Origin of the sequence: Aquiluna borgnonia (assembly GCF_013283855.1) — a bacterium.
GTDB classification, from domain to species: domain Bacteria; phylum Actinomycetota; class Actinomycetes; order Actinomycetales; family Microbacteriaceae; genus Aquiluna; species Aquiluna borgnonia.
On sequence record NZ_CP054056.1, the window covers coordinates 789,718 to 807,660 of the forward strand.

A 17,943-nucleotide genomic window follows, 5' to 3' on the forward strand; every position below is an offset into this window, starting at 1 on the left:
AGATTCCTAGTGCGCGTGAGCGCCGCGGCTGTACTCGTAAACGAATCCAACTATGGCAACTACAGCTAGAGGGAGGGCAATAAAGAACATCCACCAGCCCACGGCCAGGGAGGCAAAGGCTAAGGCGCTGGAAGCACCCAGCATCAAGGGCCACCAGCTCCATGGAGAGAAGAAGCCGACCTCACCGGAATCATCCTCGATGTTTCCCATCAGGTTGTCTTCAGGCAGAAGAGCAGAACGCTTGGCTCCGGACCAAAGGTAGTAGGCGATGAAGACCGACAGGATTATCAACAGGCCGATTGCTGCCGTTCCGATGGGTTCGATGTAGCCCCATTCAAGGTAGCTCCATACCCCATAGGCAAGAGTGGCGATGGTGAAATATGCCGCCATGACCAGCAGGACCCTGACGTTGGTAATCATTAGATGCGCCCCTCTTTGACGTAGGACTCTTTAGCTTCAGGTGAGGCGTACTCTGGGTGGTTCATGTCGAAGGCAGGAGACTCCGAACGAATCCTCGGAATCGAGTGGAAGTTGTGACGTGGGAATGGTGATTCAGTAGCCCACTCCAGTGAACGTCCATAGCCCCAAGGGTCCTTCAGTTCGGTCTTCACGCCGTTGCGAGCGGTGATGAAAACGTTCCATAGGAACGGAATCATTGAAATCGCAAGGATTGCTGCCCCAAGAGTCGAGATCAGATTCATCTCGGTAAATCCATCTTCAGGAAGGTAGGTTGCGTAGCGACGTGGCATGCCAAGTACACCGAGCCAGTGTTGAACAAGGAAGGTTGTGTGGAAGCCAATGAACAACAACCAGAAATGAATCTTGCCCAAGGTCTCGTTCAACATCTTGCCGGTGAATTTTGGCCACCAGAAATAGAACCCTGCGAACATTGCGAAGACTACTGTGCCGAAGATCACATAGTGGAAGTGGGCAACCACGAAGTAGCTGTCAGAGAGGTGGAAGTCAAGTGCTGGTGAAGCCAGGATTACGCCAGTCAAACCACCGAACACGAAGCTGACCAAGAAACCGAGGCTCCATAGCATCGGAGTTTCAAACGTGATCGAACCCTTCCACAACGTACCGATCCAGTTGAAGATCTTCACACCGGTTGGAACGGCGATGAGCATTGTCGTAAAGGCGAAGAACGGAAGTAGCACCTGACCGGTGACATACATGTGGTGAGCCCAGACGGTCATTGAAAGCGCTGCAATAGCAATCGTCGCGTAAACCAGAGTCTTGTATCCAAAAATCGGCTTGCGACTGAACACTGGGAAAATCTCCGAAACAATTCCGAAGAACGGCAGGGCGATGATGTAAACCTCAGGGTGCCCAAAGAACCAGAACAGGTGTTGCCAGAGCATTGCTCCGCCGTTTTCTGGATCAAAAATGTGGGCTCCGAATTGACGGTCGGCACCAAGGGCAAACAGCGCTGCGGCCAGTGGCGGGAAGCACATGATGATGAGGATGGAGGTTACCAGGGTGTTCCAGGTGAAAATTGGCATGCGCCACATGGTCATACCGGGAGCCCTCATGGTGATGATGGTGGTGATGAAGTTAACGCCACCCAGAATGGTTCCGAAACCGCTCAGTGCGAGGCCGAAGACCCACAGGTCTCCACCAATTCCCGGCGAGAAGGTGGTGTTAGAAAGAGGTGCATAGGCGAACCACCCGAAGGATGCGGCTCCCTGAGGAGTGAAGAACCCGGAAACTGCGATGAAGCTTCCGAAGTTAAAGAACCAGTAGGCAATTGCGTTCAAGCGCGGGAAGGCCACGTCAGGGGCACCGATTTGAACCGGCATCAGCACGTTCGCGAAGCCCGCAAAAAGAGGAGTCGCAAACATCAGAAGCATGATTGTTCCGTGCATGGTGAAAAGCTGGTTGTACTGCTCCTTGGTAGCTACAACCTCGAGACCTGGAAGCGCTAGCTGGGCGCGTATGACCAGGGCCATGACTCCACCGATCAGGAAGTACATGAAGGAGGTGATGAGGTACAGGTAGCCGATTTTCTTGTGATCAGTAGTGGTTAGCCAATCAACAAGAATCTGCCCCTTTGAACGCTTGGGCGTGAAACTCATTGGGTTGGTAACTGGAGGAGTTAGTGTCGTTGCCATTTTCCTTATCCCCTTGCCTCTGGGTTGCCGCCGGGAAGATTTTGATTTCTGTCGTACTCATAGGAGAGCTGTCCAACGTTGCCTTTGGCAGCGAGTTCAGCGATGTGTGCCTCGTATTCGGCCTCTGAAACGACCTTGACCTGGAAAAGCATCATGGAGTGGTACTCGCCGCAGAGCTCTGCGCATTTACCCGCATAAGTACCTTCCTTGGTCGGAGTGAAGTACATGTGGTTGGTTCGGCCCGGGAACATGTCTTTCTTGTAGAGGAAGTCAATTACCCAGAAGGAGTGAATTACATCGCGAGCGTGCAAGTCAATTTGAACGGTTTTGTTAACCGGCAGGTAAAGCGTTGGCAGGGTCTCCGAGATGTTCTCTTCCTCGCCAGTGAATTGGGCCTGAATACCCGAGAAGTAGACGTTCTCGTCCACGTAGTTGAAGTCCCAGCTCCACTGCTTTCCGATAACCCCGATAGTGACATCAGGGTTCTCAGTCTTTGCCTCGATGGCCTGCATGTCTCTGGCGGTAAATGCGAAGAATCCCATAACCAGGATCAGCGGGATGACGGTAAAAAGAGTCTCAATCGGCATGTTGTAGCGCAGCTGGGCTGGCATTCCAGTCTCACCCTTGCGGCGACGATAAACAACTAGCGCCCATGCCATCAGAGCCCAGGAAAGCAAACCCACTAGCAGCAATACGATCCACGAAGTGGTCCAGAGCCCAATGATTCGATCAGTGTGGTTGGTTACACCAGAGGCATCTGGGAGATAGCCGCGCTGAGCCTCAGGGGTGCAACCCGCGAGCAGCACGGCGCTAGAGGCCAAAATGGCGGCGGCCGAGAAACGACGTCGATTCTTACTCAATGAAACATCCTTCGGGCATTGCAGTATTGGCTAAATTCTAATCCCAAAGGCTCTTGAAAACACCGAGGTTTTGGGCTTTTTAGCTAAAAGAATCGCCACATGCACAGCTGTTCGCTGCGTTTGGGTTGTCAATTGTGAAACCTTGTTTTTGAATTGAGTCCTCAAAATCGATGGAAGCACCGTCAAGGTATGGGACGCTCATCGCGTCAACTACAACCTCTACCCCGCCAAAATCCACCACAGCGTCCATTTCTTCGAGTTGCTCGTCGAAGAACAGCTGGTAGATGAGCCCAGAGCAGCCACCCGGTTGAACGGAAACCCTCAAGCGCAAATCATCCCGACCCTCAGCCGACAGAAGAGTCTTAACCTTGGATACTGCAGTCTCCGTGAGAACTACACCGTGCTTTGTTGCTTCAGTCATTTTTGCCTCCGTTATCAAGTTTAACGTTTATTTGCCTAAACGATTCCCATGAAGAAGCAGTAGCGCTTCCGACACCATCGCCCTCTGCAGGGTTGGCAAGTGCTGTGACTCATTGGGTGAATGAGCCCGGGAATCTGGCTCCTCAACCCCTGTCACCAAAATTTGAGCCTCCGGGAAGCGCTCTGCGAACGTTGCGATGAAGGGGATCGAGCCGCCAATTCCAAAATTCACGGACGGTTTTGGCCATACTCTCGAGAAAATCTCATGGGCTGCCTCGCTGGCCCAGCCCTCGCGGGCAAGGTATCCGGGACCCTGTTCGGCGTGGCCGAATTCGATCTTTGCCCCGAAAAGAACGTTTTTCTCTAGGTGCTCTCTGAGCCGTCCAAGCGCATAGGTTGGATCTTCTCCCGGAGCGATTCGGAGTGAAACCCTTGCGGTGACCTGTGGTTGGGCAGTATTCGAAGAGGTTGCGACAGCCGGGGTGTCTAGGCCAATTACAGTGACCGCCGGCTCTCCCCAGGTGTGCTGAAGCAGGGACTTACTGCCCAACGGACTCACACCACCAAGCAGACCCGCCTGCTTACGGAAAGTTTCCAAGTCGTAGGGTAAGTCAGCGACTGGGACAGAGTGCAAACCCGCAACAGCGACGTTTCCTTGGTCATCGACCAAGGTGGCCAAAAGCTTGATCATTACGGTTGTGGCATCTGGTAGCGGACCCCCAAACATGCCGGAATGAACTGCGTGATCGAGGGTCTTGATTGTGAAAGTCTGGGAGACCACTCCCCTGAGGCTGGTGGTCAGGGCCGCAGTGTCCTCGGTCCAGTTACCGCTATCGGCGACGATGATTAGATCCGCCTGAAGCTCTTCCAGGTTGTCCTCCAGGAAACTATCAAAAGATTCTGACCCCGCCTCTTCCTCGCCCTCGATGAACAGAGTCACGCCGAGATCTGGATCTGAGCTCAGTTGCTGGAGAGTCTTAATGGCGTAAAGGTGGGTGACAATACCGCTTTTGTCATCCGAGGCGCCGCGCCCAAAAAGCCGGTCACCAACTCTGGTTGCGGTAAAGGGTGGGGTTTCCCACAGTGACTCTTCTCCAGGGGGTTGAACGTCGTGGTGGGCATAGAGCAGAACGTGCGGCTTTCCATTTTTTGCCGAGCGCCTCGCCAACACAGCCGGCGAACCCGCTTCACCATTTGGCTTGTTTGAACGAGTGACCTTGACCCAGTCAAAAAAATCTAGTTCTTCAAACAGGGCTGCAACCGTCTTGGCCGAGATCTCTAGCTGTTGCGGGTCAAACGCAGGCCACGCGATGCCCGGTATTGCGACGAGGTCACTCAGTACCTCAAGCGCGGACTCAAAGTTGTCTGCCACAAATGCCTGGGCCTCGGGCTCCAAGGTGTGGTCCAAGGGTAAGTTGTGCGGTGCCATGCCGCTAATCTAGTGGCATATCCTGAAAGGTGACGATGTCGGAATCACAGAGCCCAGAACCAGGCAAAAAAGGCCGCCCCACTCCCCCTAGAAAGCTCCAGGAGGAGGCGAGGAAGAAGCCTTTGGTTGGTGACCGAAGCAAAGAGGCTAAGGCCGCAGCCCGCCAAAAGGTTCGTGAGGAGCGCAACAAGGCTCGTGAAGGCATGATGGCCGGCGATGAGCGCTACCTGACGCTGCGAGACCGTGGACCGCAACGCCGCTATGTGCGGGATTTGGTAGACGCGAGATTCACCGCTGGCGAACTTGTGCTTCCGTCTCTGTTTTTGGTCGTTTTGGCGACCTTCATCGATTCCTACACCGTTCAGCTGGTGACGCTATTCGCGATGTGGGGACTGTTTGCCGTAGTGGCGATTGACGCTTGGTTTGTTTCTCGCATGGTGAAAAAGCGTGCGGCTAAGAAATTCGGTTCCGACAAGCTCGAGGGTGGCCTTGGCTGGTACGGGGCAATGCGCTCCATCCAGATGCGATCACTAAGAATCCCTAAGCCCCAGGTCGCTCGCTTCACCAAGCTAGAAAGGTAATACCAATGAAACACCGCTACCTTGGGGATTCAGGTTTCAAAGTCTCCGAAATTATTTACGGAAACTGGCTCACCCATGCCTCGCAAATCGCGGACGAGGCTGCCATTAGCACCGTGCGGGCGGCTTTCGACCACGGTGTGACTACTTTTGACACCGCCGACGTTTATGCCAACCAGGCTGCGGAAACGGTTTTGGGCACTGCGCTCAAAGGCCTTCGCCGGGAGGGATTGGAAATTCTAACCAAGGTCTACTGGCCAGTTTCCGAAAAGGGCCCAAACGACACTGGATTGAGCCGAAAGCACATCATGGAGTCCATAAACGGTTCCCTGAAGCGGCTGGGAACCGATTACGTCGACCTCTACCAGGCTCACAGATTTGATTACGAAACCCCGCTCGAGGAAACCATGCAAGCGTTTGGCGACCTAGTGCGGATGGGCAAAGTCCTCTACGTCGGTGTCTCTGAATGGAACGCCGAACAAATCCGCGAGGGACAACTCTTAGCGCAGCAGCTTGGATTCCGGCTGATCTCCAATCAGCCGCAGTATTCAATGCTGTGGAGGGTTATTGAGGAGCAGGTAATCCCAACTTCCCAAGAGCTTGGGCTGAGCCAGATTGTCTGGTCCCCCATGGCCCAAGGTGTTCTAACCGGCAAGTATCTTCCCGGAGTTCCTGCCCCGGCCGGTTCCCGCGCCGCCGACCCTGAGCTCTCATCAATTATTGAAAAATTTATGAGCGATGAAACCCTCACGGCCGTGCAAAAGCTAAAGCCGCTCGCTGAAGAGCTCGGCGTCAACATGGCGCAGTTTGCGATTGCCTGGGTCCTTCAGAACCCCAATGTGGCAGGCGCGATTGTCGGAGCCTCAAAGCCCGAGCAGATAATCTCCAACATCGAGGCTTCCGGGGTCGAAATTCCGGCAGAAATCATGGCCAAAGTCGACGAAGTTTTGGGTGAATTGATAGAACGCGACCCTGCGAAAACCAAAAGCCCCGAGGGGCGCCTCTGCTAGTGGAGGGATCTCGCAAGTCTCGCGGGCCAAAGTGGACCACCATAGATAAAACCGGTGTAAACCTGGACCAAATCAGCGCCTAGTTCGATTCGCTCTTTGGCTTCCTGCGGATTGCTCACTCCGCCGACGGAAATTATGGTGAAACCAGGACCGAGCTGACCTCTTGCGGCTACCAGCATCTCTTTGGCGCGCGATGCTAAGACCGGCCCGCTCAGGCCACCGACCTCCTTTAGAACCTCAGAGTTGCCAACTCCATCCCTTCGAATGGTGGTGTTGGCGAGAATCACCCCCGCCAACTTCAAATCTCTAACCAAGTTCAGTGCGGCAATGAAGTCTTCATCAGCAAGGTCGGGGGCCAATTTGAGCAAAACCGGCTTCCCCAGAGACTCCTCAATCACCGCCTCAAGAATTGGGCGGAGTGTTTCAACCTGCTGCAAATCCCGAAGTCCCGGCGTGTTCGGTGATGAGACATTGACTGCGAGGTAATCAGCGGCTTGGGCAACTAAACGAGTGCAGGTGCGATAGTCATCCGCAGCCGCCGAGGCCTCAACCCATTTGTTCTTACCAACGTTGATGCCGATTACAGGGAGGGGTACGTTTTCGGCTCGAAGCCTGAGCACTCGATCAGCGATGACGGCAGCCCCGTCGTTATTGAATCCCATGCGGTTTATCAGTGCGTTGTGTTCTGGGACTCGGAAGCTTCTGGGTTTTGGGTTGCCCGGTTGCGGCAGCGGTGTCACAGTTCCCAGCTCAACGTGCCCAAATCCAAGGGCGTGCATAGGGCGGACCAGCTTGGCGTTCTTATCGAAACCGGCTGCCAAACCAAGGCGATTATCAAACTCCAGACCCATCACGGAGAACTTGGAATTTGCAGGTCGAGGTCTAATGATTCTCAGCTTGAAGGCTAATTTCAGCACCTTCTCACCGATCTGGTGGGAGAGTTCGGGGTCGAGCGGTTTGAAAAACAAATTGAAAAGTAGCCGATACATTAGTTGTCCCGGAGCTCGCCAATGGCCTTTTCGAAGTCATCCAGAGAATCCCAAGCCTGGTACACCGAGGCAAATCGCATGAATGCGACGTGGTCCAACTGCCGCAAAGGTTCGAGGATTGCAAGGCCGATGTCCTGAGCCTCAATCGAAGCAGCCCCGCTGGAGCGCAGGGTCTCTTCAACCTGCTGCGCGAGCAACGCAAGATCTGCGTCGGTGACAGGTCGCCCCTGGCAAGCCTTGCGAACACCAGAAACTATTTTGTCTCGGGAGAACGCTTCGGTGACACCACTTCGCTTGGTGACCATAAGGCTTGCGGTCTCAAGGGTTGTGAAGCGTTTTTGACACTCTGGACATTGGCGGCGTCTTCTGATAGCTGAGCCATCATCCGAGGTTCGGGAATCAATAACCCTGGAATCAGCATGCCGACAAAATGGACAGTGCATCAGCTCTCCTCCGCAAAACGGATGCTAGCCGCAGCTCCATGAGCACTGAGACCCTCGGCATTTGCAAAAGCAACCAGCTGATCTGTGACTTCTAACAAACCGCCTCGGTCATAGCGAATGACCTGCTGTGGCCTCAGGAAGCTGTGGACACCAAGACCCGGTCCAAACTTGGCCTGCTCGCTGGTGGGCAACACGTGATTACTCCCCGCGATGTAGTCACCAAGGCTCACTGGAGAAAACTCACCCATGAAAATTGCTCCCGCATTGCTAATTTGGGCTAGCACAGCTTCATCGTTGGCTGTGTGAATCTCCAGGTGCTCAGTCGCGTACTCATTGGCAACGGAAATTGCGTCCGCGAAATTGCTCACAACGGCAATTGCAGACTGCTGCCCGGAGAGAGCGGCCATAATTCGCTCGCGGTTGGCCAAATTGGGAACTTGCTTCTCTAGCTCGATCTGGACAGCCCTTGCCAACTGGTGAGAATCAGTCACAAGCACAACGGCAGCATTCTCATCGTGCTCCGCCTGAGAAATCAGGTCAGCAGCGATGCTCCTAGGACTTGACGAACTGTCCGCCAGAATCAGAATTTCTGTAGGTCCAGCCTCGGAGTCGATGCCGATTTTCCCTCTCAGGGCTCGCTTTGCAGCGGCAACGTAGATATTTCCCGGCCCGGTCACCATGCGAACCGGTTTGAGATCAATCTCAGGAACACCGTATGCAAAGGCCGCAACAGCGCTGGCCCCGCCAATTGCGTAAACCTCAGTGACGCCCAGCAGGGCTGCGGTGGCGAGAATTGAAGGATGCAGTGAGCCATCAAAATCTTTTTGGGCGGGAGAAGCGATTGCGATTCTAGGAACCCGAGCCACCTGGGCGGCCACCGCATTCATGATCACGCTCGACGGGTAGACAGCTTTTCCACCAGGGACGTAGAGTCCGACGGAATCGACCGGTACATAGCGCTGCGCAACCTTTGCCCCCTGGCCAAGCTCCACCTCAAACCCCTCTGGCAGTGCGGCCTCTGAAACTTTCCTGACCCGTTCAATTGCGGTCTCAATGGCTGTTTTGAGTGCCGGATCAATAGCGTTGAGTGCATCAGATAGCTGTGCCTCGCTAACCCTGAAGCTTTCGGGTATCACCCCGTCGAAGGCTTGTGCATGGCGTTTCAAAGCGACTAAAGACTCCGTTTGAACCTCGTGAATTAGGGGAAGCACACTCTCCAGCGCGGCCGAAACGCTGACACTGGCTCTTGGCAGCTTTTCCCTCACGAGCTCTTGGGTAATTGGGCCCTCAAGTTCAACTATGCGCACGATTCCTCGGTTTTCAGGGGAAGAAGTATGCCCTAACCTTATCGGGAGATGAGTCAAGAAAACCTAAACTTCACCGCGTTCGGTTCAGATGCGCTGCGAGCCACATTCCGTTTACACGCTTCCGGTGTCGCGATAATCACTTCGCACACGGAGTCCAATGAGCCAATTGGCTTTACTGCCACCTCCGTCACCTCGTTGGGTTCTACTCCCCCGCTGGTTTCGTTCAACATCGCTCGTGGTTCATCAAGCTATGAGCATCTGATTGTTGGCCGAAAGGTTGCCCTCCACACGCTCTGCGCCAAAAACCTAGAGCTTGCTCAACGAATGGCCGGGCCGAAGGAAAACCGTTTTCTGCAGCAGGATTACGTTCTAGAAGACTCGCTACCAATCTTCCCGCAGGCCAGCGGCGTTCTAGTTGGAACGATTCGGCAGCGAATTGAAGTTGAGGCCAATGCCGTGGTCATCTTAGACATTCTTCGCGGCACCGAGGGTAATCAGGATGCCCGCCCACTGCTTTACTACCGTCGCGGATACCTAACGGCGACCGAACGCCTAGCTGATAACGACTAGCTGACCGAATCTTGGCCCATGAGGGCCTTAATTTCGCCGAACAGGTCGTGACCGACCGCAACGCGCTGGGGCAGCAAGAAATGTTTTGATTCGCCACCGTTTTGGAGCCGAATTTGAACCTCAACCGGACCTGGGTGTCTCCCGAGAATCTCTGTTAGCTGCTGAAGTCTGGTTTTGGTGGCGAGAGCCTCTCTGACCTGGATCACGACAACACCACCCTGCTCTCGGCCGGCCTCGAGCACCTCGATGGAAAAGGCCTGAAGCATAATCTCTTCATCGCGGCGCGAAACACGACCGCGCACCGAAACCGTTTGGTCAGCCCTCAAGAGCTCCTTGTTTTCCAGGTAGGTCTTGCCCATGAACATGATGGAAATCTCGCCGGAAAAGTCCTCTACGACCACTTGGCCATAGGGATTGCCACTGGTGCGGGCTACCTTGTGCTGCACCTGAGTGATAAGCCCTGCGATCGTGACGGTTTCGCCGTCCTTTATGGCACTTTCTTTGAGTGCGATAGTTCCCATGTCCGAATGCCGAAGAAGCAGCGCCTCCTGCCCGGCCAGCGGGTGATCAGAAACATACAGCCCAAGCATTTCGCGCTCGTGGGCCAGTAAATCTCGCTTGGTCCACTCGGGGAGATTTGGAATCGGAATCATGGCCGGATCCTCATCGAAGAATCCGCCAAACAGGTCCACCTGGCCACTGAGTGCTTGACGCTTCAGAACCGCAGAAGAATCGATGGCCTCCTCGTGAATGGCTATCAGAGCGCGCCTGGTGTGTCCAAGCGAATCAAAGGCCCCCGCTTTAATTAGCGATTCGACCACCCGCTTGGTCGCGGCGTGAGCTGGAACCCGAGTTAGGTAATCCTGGAAAGATTCAAACTTGGCGCCCCTGCGAGCCTCAACGATGGAATCGACCACGTTGCGGCCAACGTTGCGAACTGCCTCCAAACCAAAGCGGATATCATCGCCGACCGCGGCAAAGACGCCGATGGACTGGTTCACATCTGGCGGCAGGACTCGAATACCCATGCGTCTGCACTCATTGAGGTAAACCGCAAGCTTGTCTTTGCTATCCCCGACCGATGTAAGCAGCGCAGCCATGTACTCGGCAGGGTAGTTGGCCTTCAGGTAGGCGGTCCAGTAGCTCAAGACTCCGTAACCTGCCGAGTGCGCCTTGTTGAAGGCATAATCAGCAAAAGGAAGCAGAGTGTCCCATAGGGCGGTAATAGCGGATTCGCTAAATCCACCGGCCTTCATCCCCGAACTGAAAATCTCGAACTGCTTCTCCAGTTCTTCCGGCTTTTTCTTACCCATCGCTCTTCGGAGCAGGTCCGCTTGACCGAGTGTGTAGCCAGCGACCTTTTGAGCTGCTGCCATGACCTGCTCCTGATAAACAATCAGGCCGTAGGTGGGATCCAAAATTTCACTCAGCGGTTCCGTCAGCTCAGGGTGAACACCTTCGGATTGCTGGAGGCCATTTTTGCGCTGGGCATAGTTGATGTGGGAGTTCATTCCCATGGGGCCGGGTCTATAAAGGGCAATAACGGCCGAGATGTGCTCAAACTCTGTTGGCTTTAGGAGCCTAAGCAGTTGGCGCATAGCATCGCCATCAAGCTGAAACACACCTAAGGTGTCGCCCCTTGAAAGCAGCTCGAAGGTCTTCTCATCGGCGTTTAGATCCAGGGTCTCCAGGACTACGTTTTCCGAACGGTTGCTCCGAATGTTTTCCAGGGCATCGTCGAGAACCGTGAGGTTTCTCAGGCCCAGAAAGTCCATCTTCAAAAGGCCCAGTGATTCACAGGGTGGCTGGTCAAACTGGGTAATTATTGCGCCATCCTCTTCGCGCTTCATGATTGGGATGACATCCATCAGTGGCTCGGCGGACATGATCACACCGGCGGCATGAACGCCCCACTGGCGCTTCAGCGACTCCAGGCCCTGGGCTAGATCGAATACCTTCTGGCTTTCCTCATCGGTGGCCAAAATTTCACGAAACTCGGCAGCCTCGGAATAGCGCTCTGCTGATGGATCTATTAGTTCATTGAGCGAAACGTCGCGACCCAAAACCATCGGGGGCATTGCCTTGGTCAGCTTCTCACCAACCGAGTAGGGCATTGCGAGGACTCGGGCGGCATCCTTGAGGGCCTGCTTCGCCTTGATGGTTCCAAACGTGACGATTTGCGCCACTCGGTCATCACCATACTTTTCCGTGACGTAGCGAATGACTTCGGGGCGCCTGCGGTCGTCAAAGTCAACATCGATATCAGGCATCGAAAGTCGCTCTGGGTTCAAAAACCGCTCGAAAATAAGGTCGTGCTCAAGAGGATCAAGCTCTGTGATGCCCATGGCGTAGGAAACCAGGGATCCAGCTGCTGATCCTCGGCCCGGACCGACCCTGATGCCCTGATCCCTCGCCCAACCGATAAAGTCCGCAACCACCAGGAAGTAGCCGGGGAATCCCATCTTGTCGATCACTTCAATTTCGTACTTCGCCTGCTCACGATGCTTTTCCGAGAAGCCATTTGGGAAACGGCGCTGCATTCCCCGCCAAACCTCCTTTTCAAACCAGCCACTCTCCGTCTCCCCCTCTGGGACTGGAAAGCGCGGCATGAGGTCGCGTTTTTCGAAGTCAACCTGGCAGCGCTCCGCAATCAAGAGCGTGTTGCTCGCAGCCTCTGGCACCTCTTTGAAAATTTCCCGCATTTGCTCGGCGGACTTTAGGTAGTACTCCTGCGACTCAAACTTGAAACGGTTTGGGTCGTACAGATTCGAGCCAACCTGGACACACAGCAGAGCGTCGTGAGCAACCGCATCCGCTTGCTCGGTGTAGTGCAGGTCATTTGTTGCAACCAGCGGAAGATTCAGCTCTCTAGCGAGTTTCAGCAGATCATCCCGAACCCGTTTCTCAATGGCCAGAGAGTGATCCATGAGCTCCACAAAGAAGTTTCCCTCTCCGAATAGGTCTCTAAATTCAGCTGCGGTTTCCACCGCCTCCTTGTACTGACCAAGCCGCAATCTCGTCTGCACCTCGCCACCTGGACAACCGGTGGTGGCAATCAAGCCTTTGCCGTACTTCGCCAGCAGTTCACGATCCATGCGCGGCTTGAAGTAGTAGCCGGACAAATAGGCTTCGGAGGAGAGCCGAAATAAGTTCTGCATTGAAGCGTTATCGGTCGACCACATGGTCATGTGGCTGTAGGCGCCGCCACCGGAGACGTCGTCGTCTCCGCCATCTCCCCAGCGCACCTTGGTTTTCTCCCTGCGTGAACCAGGTGCTAGGTATGCCTCAATGCCAATGATTGGCTTGATTCCCTGGCTGGTTGCCTGCTTCCAGAACTCGTAGGCGCCATGGGTGTTCCCGTGGTCAGTCATCGCGATCGCAGGCATTCCAAGGCTCACTGCCTTGGCAATCAGCTGCTTGATTCGAGCTGCCCCATCGAGCATGGAGTATTCGGTGTGATTGTGCAGGTGGACGAACGAATCGCTCATTTACCTGCTCTTTCCATGGGAGAAACTACAGCCTAAAACCGAAAGGTGACTTCCCTGAGACGGTCTAGGGCGAGTTTCAAATCAGTCGGATACTCGCTTTCAAACTCTAGCTCCGCACCGCTTATCGGATGCTGAAATCCCAGTTTGACCGCGTGCAGCCACTGCCTGTCAAGACCCAACGCGCTAGCCAGCTTTGGATCTGCCCCGTAGAGCGGATCCCCAACCAGCGGGTGGCGGAAATGAGACATGTGGACCCTGATCTGGTGGGTCCTGCCAGTCTCCAAGCCGATTTCCAGAAGGGCGGCAGCCGGGAGCATCTCGATGGTCTTGTAATGCGTCACGGACGGCTTTCCATCCGGAGAAATGGTGAATTTGTAATCGTGCTTGGTGCTTCGGGCGATTGGCGTGTCGATAGTGCCCTGCAAGGGCTCCGGGTGACCCTGCGCCAAGGCGTGGTAGGTCTTCTGCACGTTACGATCCCTGAAGGCTTGCTTGAGGACTGAATACGCCCGCTCAGACTTAGCCAAAACCATAAGTCCACTTGTGCCAACATCCAGTCGCTGAACTATACCCTGACGCTCTTGGGCCCCTGAAGTAGATAACTGAATACCGCGGGCTAAAAGCACCCCCGGCACCGAGGGTCCAACAAACCCCTGTGAGGGATGAGAAACAACCCCGCTTGGTTTGTCGATAACCACTATGTGGTCATCTTGAAAAATAACCTTGAGCTCTCCAACGTCCTGAGCAACAACTTCTAGCCCCGACACTTTCTCAACCAGCAGCACTTCAATAACATCGGTTGCTTGTAAGCGGTCCGATTTTCCGACACTTGCCCCCTGGCGCAGAACCTCGCCCGCTTCTAACATCTCGGCGGCCTGCGTGCGGCTGATGCCCAGCATTTTTGAGATTGCCGCATCAGCCCTTTGGCCAACTACGGCGTCTGGGACTGGCAAAAACTTACTCTGCACGTCCGCCTCCAAGTTCATCCCCCAGCAGGGTTCTCAAAATGGCGAGGCTCACCCCAATCACCAGGAACGAGTCTGCGATGTTGAAGATAGGAAAGTTGAACGGTATCTGGATGAAATCAACGACGTGGCCATTTAGGAAGCCTGGTTCTCTGGTGAGCCGGTCAATCAGGTTTCCTGCGGCTCCCCCGAGGACAAATGCTGAAATAACGCTCCAAACCAAAGTCTTAGCCTTGGGGCCAAACCAAATTAGAACCAGCACGGCAATAATCGCGATTATTGCCAGCACCCAGGTTGCACCGACTCCCAGCGAGAACGCCGCCGAGTCGTTGAACGCCAGTCGAAATTGAACAAGTTCACCGATGAATGGCTTAGAAAATCCGGGTTGCAAGAATGCGATTGCTAACTCTTTGGTCAACTGATCAAAGAGAATGACCACTAGGGCAATCGAGAAGAAGGCAATTTTGCGCGCGCTAGTCGCGCTCACTTGCTTTTTCGTCTTCCTCTTCCTCTAACTCTTCGAGCTCAGGCTCCGACACGGCCAGCAACTCGATCTGCGCAGCAGCTTCCAGTGGCTGTTCAAAAGACTCTTCACGAATCAGAGTGGTTAGCTGCGACTCAATGTATTCACGCAGACGACCACGGTAGTCGTGTTCGAAGATTCTCAGTTCGTCAATTGTGTTTTCAATAGCCTTGCGGTCCAGTTCAAGCTGACCGATGATTGCCCGCGCAGTGGCCTCGGCGTCGCGGACCAAACGAGCAGCATTTTCCTGGCCGTCACGAATGAGCTGGTCGCGCTTAGTTAGTCCTTCGCGAACGTGCTCCTCGTGTAGCTTGCGAGCAAGCTCTAGCAGACTGTGGGAGTTGTTGGCATCAGCGGCGCTTGGAATGGCCGCTGCGATTACCGGAGCAACTGGGAAATCCTGAACCGGAGGCATTGCCTCACTGGACTTGGTCTGTGCGGTTTCAAGGCGCTGCTTCAGCTCATCGTTTTCGGTCGCGATGCGACGGAGCTCAACTACCACCTCATCTAGGAAGTCGTCTACCTCATCTTGGTCGTATCCCTCGCGGAATTTTACGATTGTAAATCTCTTGTTGACCACTTCTTCGGGCGTCAGCGCCATTGTGAACCTTCCTGACAGAGCGCAAAAGCGCTCCCACTATGTTATGGGTGTTAGAGCGCTCGAGCAAAGCCTTGAGCAAAAAGGACTGCCAATAGCAAGAGGGTCCAAGCGAGATCCAATGCGACCGGGCCAAATCGCAGCGGGGGAACGAATCGCCTCACAAATTTCAGTGGAGGGTCCGTAATGGTGAAGGCAAAATCAACCACCGGCATCAGGATTCCCGGAGGGCGCCAAGAGCGGCTGAAGCTCATTACAAGCTCGACGATAAATCTCGCAAACATGGCGTATACGAAGAGTTGCAGGACCCAATAGAGAAGCTGCCCGAGGATTGTCATTATTAGTCGAGCAGGTCCTGAGTTTCATCCTCAGACGCGTCAGCATCGGTTACCGCGACGTGGGAGGGGCTAAGCAGGAATACCTTTGGGGTTACTCGGCGCAATCCACCCTCGAGTGCCTCTTTGAGGCCGAGCATGAAGTCGAGCATGCGCTTTGCATCAGCTTCGCTCATGGCACCAATGTTTACGATTACAGGCACACCCTGTCGGTAGTTTGCCGCAACCTCTTTAGCATCCGCGTAGGACTGAGGGTCGAGTGTGATGATCTCTGACATGTCGGAAGCGCGACGCGGGCGTGATGCGACCGGTCTGGGCTTTGCTGCCGAGCTCTCTGGTCGCTGAGGTTCCGTTGAACCAAAGCCAAAAAACGTCATTACTGAATTAGTAAGGCCCATGAAATCTCCTTAGATTGCCTCAAGACTAAGCGGTTGGGACTCTAGGACCCGTTATTGCAGAGCCAACGCGAATGTGTGTCGCTCCCATTTCAATGGCAATTTCGAAGTCCTCACTCATTCCCATCGAAAGAAATCGCGCTTGGGGAGCGACTTGCAGCAGTATCTGTTGGGAATTCAACGCTCTATCGAAATCAATCCTTGGATCAACCCCAAGCCCAGCCACTGCCATTAGGCCGAGTAGCTCAAAGTTCTCAAGCTGCAAGACCGCGGACGCCAAAGCCTCTAAATTCTCCGGGAGCACTCCCCCTCGGCCAGGATCGGAGGTGAGATTCAGCTCGATAAAACCAGAAATTTGCCGGTCCAGTTTGGGAAGCTGCTTTGCAAGCTCCGCGACCAAAGATGGCCTGTCAACTGAATGGATTACATTCGCGTACTGCAAAACCGATTTCACTTTATTGCTCTGCAGCTGACCAACAAAATGCCAGGTTGGATTGGAATCTGGGCGCGAAGCACTTAGTTCAAACGCCTTGGGTTTTGCTTCTTGATCTCGATTTTCTCCAAATTGCCTGTGCCCGAGATCTACCAGCTGCTCAACCAGGGTGACCGGATGATTTTTGGTGATAACGATGAGCTCAACTTCACTGGTACTTCTCCCAGAAACCGAACAGGCACTGGCCATTTTGGCCAGCACCTGCTCGTAACGGGTTGGGAGATCTATCAACGGAAGAATTCAGGAAGGTCTAGGTCATCCCCAAAGCTTCCTGACTGGCTTGTCGGCTTGGCCGAGACAAGCTCCTGGTCTAGAAGCTCGGAAGAAGATGGCAGGGCCAGGTCCTCAACGAGGCCATCGGCCGACTCAGCCGGGACAAGCGCATTGTGAGGGGCAGCCTCAGCTGGCAAAGTAGCTGCTGCTGGGGCCTCAAACTTGCGATAGGTAGGCTCACCACCGTCGAAACCTGCGGCGATAACAGTAATTCTGACCTCGTCACCGAGAGTGTCCTCAATGGTGGCACCAAAGATGATGTTGGCCTCTGGGTGGACCGCCTCCTGGACCAGACGAGCTGCATCGTCAATCTCGTGAAGGCCAAGGTCTGAAGCACCCTGAACCAGAAGCAGCACGCCGTGGGCACCCTCGATTGTTGCCTCGAGCAGCGGGGATGAAACAGCGATTTCAGCGGCACGCACTGCACGGTCTTCACCCTTGGCTGTACCGATACCCATGAGGGCGCTTCCCGCACCCTGCATTACGGACTTGACATCGTTGAAGTCGAGGTTGATTAGCCCTGGAATGACAATCAGGTCCGAAATTCCCTGGACTCCGGCGCGCAGCACGTCATCGGCTGTGATGAAAGCCTCCAGTGCGGAAATCTTCTTGTTGGACATCTCAAGTAGGCGCTGGTTTGGAACCACAATCAAGGTGTCAACTTCAGCGCGAAGCGCACGAATACCCTCTTCGGCCTGCACCGCACGACGCTTACCCTCAAAATTGAATGGACGAGTGACCACGCCCACGGTCAGCGCTCCAAGGCGCTTAGCAATTCTGGCCACAACCGGTGCTCCACCGGTACCGGTGCCACCGCCCTCACCGGCGGTGACGAAAACCATGTCGGCACCCTTCAGTGCTGACTCAATCTCAGACTCGTGCTCCTCGGCAGCGCGACGACCAACCTCTGGGTCTGCTCCGGCTCCCAGCCCGCGGGTGATGTCGCGGCCGATGTCCAACTTCACGTCCGCATCGCTCATTAGAAGCGCCTGAGCATCGGTGTTGATCGCGACAAACTCCACCCCGCGCAACCCGGACTGCACCATGCGGTTAAGCGCATTAACGCCACCGCCACCCACGCCAACAACCTTGATTACTGCCTGATAGTTAGGTGACTGCGCCACGATGCTCCTCCTTGTGAAAACTCTCAAGTTAA

General features: G+C 54.6%; 19 protein-coding genes. 3 read left to right on the top strand and 16 right to left on the bottom strand.

Features of this window, described 5'->3' with window-relative positions:
- Window positions 1-6: 6 nt before the first annotated feature.
- The 5 genes from HRU87_RS04080 to HRU87_RS04100 all read right to left on the bottom strand — a co-directional run bounded on the left by HRU87_RS04080 (window position 7) and on the right by HRU87_RS04100 (window position 4,820).
- Window positions 7-420, bottom strand: coding sequence for a cytochrome c oxidase subunit 4 (locus HRU87_RS04080; protein ID WP_173493661.1), 414 nt, complete (start codon window positions 418-420; stop codon window positions 7-9).
- The gene (gene ctaD, locus HRU87_RS04085; RefSeq protein WP_484463054.1) at window positions 420-2,075 is read right to left on the bottom strand and encodes an aa3-type cytochrome oxidase subunit I; all 1,656 of its coding nucleotides are present in this window, start codon (window positions 2,073-2,075) and stop codon (window positions 420-422) included. The genes HRU87_RS04080 and ctaD overlap by 1 nt, the downstream gene beginning before the upstream one ends.
- A 41-nt stretch (window positions 2,076-2,116) precedes the next feature.
- Window positions 2,117-2,971 carry an aa3-type cytochrome oxidase subunit II gene (gene ctaC / locus HRU87_RS04090; RefSeq protein WP_173493663.1) on the bottom strand — a complete coding sequence of 285 codons (855 nt, stop codon included), beginning with the start codon at window positions 2,969-2,971 and terminating at the stop codon, window positions 2,117-2,119.
- Window positions 2,972-3,050: 79 nt separating this feature from the next.
- On the bottom strand, window positions 3,051-3,392 hold the full coding sequence (gene erpA / locus HRU87_RS04095; protein ID WP_173493664.1) for an iron-sulfur cluster insertion protein ErpA: 342 nt from the start codon (window positions 3,390-3,392) through the stop codon (window positions 3,051-3,053).
- Between the two features lie 27 nt (window positions 3,393-3,419).
- Window positions 3,420-4,820 (bottom strand): M20/M25/M40 family metallo-hydrolase, encoded by a 1,401-nt coding sequence (locus tag HRU87_RS04100; RefSeq protein ID WP_173493665.1) that lies wholly within the window; start codon window positions 4,818-4,820, stop codon window positions 3,420-3,422.
- 35 nt (window positions 4,821-4,855) lie between these two features.
- Between HRU87_RS04100 and HRU87_RS04105 the strand changes: the two genes are divergently transcribed.
- Together HRU87_RS04105 and HRU87_RS04110 are read left to right on the top strand one after the other, a co-directional pair.
- The gene (locus tag HRU87_RS04105) at window positions 4,856-5,401 is read left to right on the top strand and encodes a DUF3043 domain-containing protein (RefSeq protein ID WP_173493666.1); all 546 of its coding nucleotides are present in this window, start codon (window positions 4,856-4,858) and stop codon (window positions 5,399-5,401) included.
- Between the two features lie 5 nt (window positions 5,402-5,406).
- Window positions 5,407-6,408 carry an aldo/keto reductase family protein gene (locus HRU87_RS04110; RefSeq protein ID WP_173493667.1) on the top strand — a complete coding sequence of 334 codons (1,002 nt, stop codon included), beginning with the start codon at window positions 5,407-5,409 and terminating at the stop codon, window positions 6,406-6,408.
- Here HRU87_RS04110 and HRU87_RS04115 read toward each other — a convergent pair.
- Genes HRU87_RS04115 through hisD form a run of 3 tightly spaced genes read right to left on the bottom strand, consistent with a single transcriptional unit; the run spans window position 6,405 to window position 9,147 of the window.
- Window positions 6,405-7,397: a quinone-dependent dihydroorotate dehydrogenase gene (locus tag HRU87_RS04115; RefSeq protein WP_173493668.1), complete on the bottom strand. Its 993-nt coding sequence runs from the start codon at window positions 7,395-7,397 to the stop codon at window positions 6,405-6,407. The two genes, HRU87_RS04110 and HRU87_RS04115, sit on opposite strands and share 4 nt — an antisense overlap.
- Window positions 7,397-7,840 carry a transcriptional regulator NrdR gene (gene nrdR, locus HRU87_RS04120; protein ID WP_173493669.1) on the bottom strand — a complete coding sequence of 148 codons (444 nt, stop codon included), beginning with the start codon at window positions 7,838-7,840 and terminating at the stop codon, window positions 7,397-7,399. The genes HRU87_RS04115 and nrdR overlap by 1 nt, the downstream gene beginning before the upstream one ends.
- Window positions 7,840-9,147, bottom strand: coding sequence for a histidinol dehydrogenase (hisD, locus tag HRU87_RS04125; protein ID WP_173493670.1), 1,308 nt, complete (start codon window positions 9,145-9,147; stop codon window positions 7,840-7,842). The genes nrdR and hisD overlap by 1 nt, the downstream gene beginning before the upstream one ends.
- 48 nt (window positions 9,148-9,195) lie before the next feature.
- Here hisD and HRU87_RS04130 point away from each other — a divergent pair, with 48 nt between their 5' ends.
- Window positions 9,196-9,717, top strand: a complete 522-nt coding sequence (locus HRU87_RS04130) for a flavin reductase family protein (protein ID WP_173493671.1) — start codon at window positions 9,196-9,198, stop codon at window positions 9,715-9,717.
- Here HRU87_RS04130 and dnaE read toward each other — a convergent pair.
- The 8 genes from dnaE to ftsZ are packed head-to-tail and all read right to left on the bottom strand — an operon-like array spanning window position 9,714 to window position 17,911.
- Window positions 9,714-13,205, bottom strand: coding sequence for a DNA polymerase III subunit alpha (gene dnaE, locus HRU87_RS04135; protein ID WP_173493672.1), 3,492 nt, complete (start codon window positions 13,203-13,205; stop codon window positions 9,714-9,716). The two genes, HRU87_RS04130 and dnaE, sit on opposite strands and share 4 nt — an antisense overlap.
- Before the next feature lie 32 nt (window positions 13,206-13,237).
- Window positions 13,238-14,173, bottom strand: a complete 936-nt coding sequence (locus tag HRU87_RS04140) for an RluA family pseudouridine synthase (RefSeq protein WP_213086376.1) — start codon at window positions 14,171-14,173, stop codon at window positions 13,238-13,240.
- On the bottom strand, window positions 14,163-14,657 hold the full coding sequence (gene lspA, locus HRU87_RS04145) for a signal peptidase II (protein ID WP_173493674.1): 495 nt from the start codon (window positions 14,655-14,657) through the stop codon (window positions 14,163-14,165). Before lspA ends, HRU87_RS04140 begins: the two co-directional genes overlap by 11 nt.
- The gene (locus tag HRU87_RS04150) at window positions 14,644-15,294 is read right to left on the bottom strand and encodes a DivIVA domain-containing protein (protein WP_173493675.1); all 651 of its coding nucleotides are present in this window, start codon (window positions 15,292-15,294) and stop codon (window positions 14,644-14,646) included. Before HRU87_RS04150 ends, lspA begins: the two co-directional genes overlap by 14 nt.
- Before the next feature lie 50 nt (window positions 15,295-15,344).
- On the bottom strand, window positions 15,345-15,629 hold the full coding sequence (locus HRU87_RS04155; protein ID WP_173493676.1) for a YggT family protein: 285 nt from the start codon (window positions 15,627-15,629) through the stop codon (window positions 15,345-15,347).
- A gap of 2 nt (window positions 15,630-15,631) precedes the next feature.
- Window positions 15,632-16,024: a cell division protein SepF gene (locus tag HRU87_RS04160; RefSeq protein WP_173493677.1), complete on the bottom strand. Its 393-nt coding sequence runs from the start codon at window positions 16,022-16,024 to the stop codon at window positions 15,632-15,634.
- Window positions 16,025-16,049: 25 nt separating this feature from the next.
- The gene (locus HRU87_RS04165; RefSeq protein ID WP_246247190.1) at window positions 16,050-16,745 is read right to left on the bottom strand and encodes a YggS family pyridoxal phosphate-dependent enzyme; all 696 of its coding nucleotides are present in this window, start codon (window positions 16,743-16,745) and stop codon (window positions 16,050-16,052) included.
- Window positions 16,742-17,911: a cell division protein FtsZ gene (gene ftsZ / locus HRU87_RS04170; protein WP_173493678.1), complete on the bottom strand. Its 1,170-nt coding sequence runs from the start codon at window positions 17,909-17,911 to the stop codon at window positions 16,742-16,744. Before ftsZ ends, HRU87_RS04165 begins: the two co-directional genes overlap by 4 nt.
- Between the last annotated feature and the right edge of the window lie 32 nt (window positions 17,912-17,943).